The sequence below is a fragment of the Oleiphilus sp. HI0061 genome, from assembly GCF_001635675.1.
In genome coordinates this window covers 1-1500 of sequence record NZ_LWFE01001697.1, presented here as the reverse complement: position 1 = coordinate 1500, position 1500 = coordinate 1, and the positions used below count along the sequence as shown (strand labels likewise).

The 1500-nt window shown below is 41.0% G+C and carries 3 protein-coding genes; 2 read left to right on the top strand and 1 reads right to left on the bottom strand.

From position 1 onward, the window contains the following. Together A3735_RS29355 and A3735_RS26100 are read left to right on the top strand one after the other, a co-directional pair. Positions 1-203, top strand: a 203-nt coding sequence (locus tag A3735_RS29355) for a phage integrase N-terminal SAM-like domain-containing protein (RefSeq protein ID WP_197486061.1), incomplete at its 5' end; no start/stop codon positions are given. Positions 204-351: 148 nt separating this feature from the next. Next, the gene (locus A3735_RS26100) at positions 352-1041 is read left to right on the top strand and encodes an ABC transporter substrate-binding protein (protein ID WP_068760715.1); all 690 of its coding nucleotides are present in this window, start codon (positions 352-354) and stop codon (positions 1039-1041) included. A 30-nt stretch (positions 1042-1071) separates the two neighbouring features. Here A3735_RS26100 and hisI read toward each other — a convergent pair whose 3' ends face one another. Next, complete coding sequence (gene hisI / locus A3735_RS26095; protein ID WP_068508721.1) at positions 1072-1473, bottom strand: phosphoribosyl-AMP cyclohydrolase; 402 nt, start codon at positions 1471-1473, stop codon at positions 1072-1074. Between the last annotated feature and the right edge of the window lie 27 nt (positions 1474-1500).

The following is a 1500-nucleotide window of genomic DNA, read 5'->3' as shown; positions in this document are numbered from 1 at the left end:
CGCAGTATTTAGCTTATTATGATTTGCGGAGCCCGCGTTATTTAAGTGAATCTAATGTGAAAGAGTTTTTACGCTATTTGGTAAAAAATATGTCTCTTTCCCGCGCGCGCTTGAATCAAGCTCGAGAAGCACTATTATTCTTATATGAAAAGGTTTTAAAGAAGCCTTTGAAAAGGACGGAGATAGTTCCCAAGGATAGTTAATTTTCATTATCAGGCGGAGGAAGCAATGTTTAGATTCATCTACGCTTTTTTCGCCTTTTTAGTATCTAGTGTCTCATTATCCTTGCATGCCAAGGACCCTTCCACAGTACAATCAGATGCTCCTCAGCCATTTGAGATTGGCATTAGCATGTCAATTCCTCCTTGGGTGATTAAAGAAACTGACTCAGGCATCGAGTTAGATATATTGCGAGCGAGCCTCGATCCTGAGCGTTATGATATACGTCCGGTTTATGTGCCATTTGAGCGAGCATATAAGTTGTTTGATGATGCGCAGTTAGATGCCGTGATGAATGCAAAGGCCAATGTTGTTAAGAGTGGTTATTTGTCCCAAGCCGTGGTGACATTTCAAAACTACGCAATAAGTCTGGCATCCAAGAACTACCCTGAAGATATATCTATGTCTTTTCTTCAAGATAAAACGGTTGTAGGTTTTCAAAAAGCGAAAGACTTTCTGGGTAAAGAATATGCTGTGATGGCACGCACAAACCGGCATTATCAAGAAGTTCCAAAACAAGATTTTCAGATAAATCTACTCTTTATCAGAGAGCTTGATTTTATCGTGATGGATAAGAGTATTTTTGGATATTATTGGTATAAGGCAAATCAGGGAGATCGCTACTCTCGCTTGGCAAAGCAGCGCTTTAGTCAAAAGGTCAGATTTCACCCCTTATTTAAACCAAGTCATTACCCGTTTTTATTCCGAGATAAGCTGGTCAGAGATGACTTTGATCGTGGTTTGTCAGAAATTAAATCAAGTGGTCGCTATCAAGAAATCCTGGATAAATACGACCACTTAAGTAATTTGTATCAGCACTGATGTAAACGAAGAAAGCAGAAAGCAGAAAGCTTATGAGGCGATGACCACCTCGCCTTGCTCAAACTTCAGGTAGAAGCAACTTCTACGATGAGTGTGACAAGCTGCTTCATCTTGTGTGACCAGGGCTAGTAGTACATCACCGTCGCAATCCGTTCTCATCGATACCAGGCTTTGCCAGTGGCCAGAGCTTTCTCCTTTGCGCCATAAAGACTTTCGCGAACGGGACCAATAGCACATCTTGGAGGTTTCGAGAGTTTCTTTTAATGACTCGCGATTCATCCAGGCAAACATTAGCACCTCTCTCGTCTCATGGTCCTGGGCTATTACGGGTATTAAACCCTCTTCAGAGAAGTTTAGTTCGTTTAATACTTTATCTAAGGGATAGGAGGTGCCTTCAGCATCGTTTTCGATCGATTTAAACCAGGACTTCATATTTAAATTACCTATATTTACGAGTTA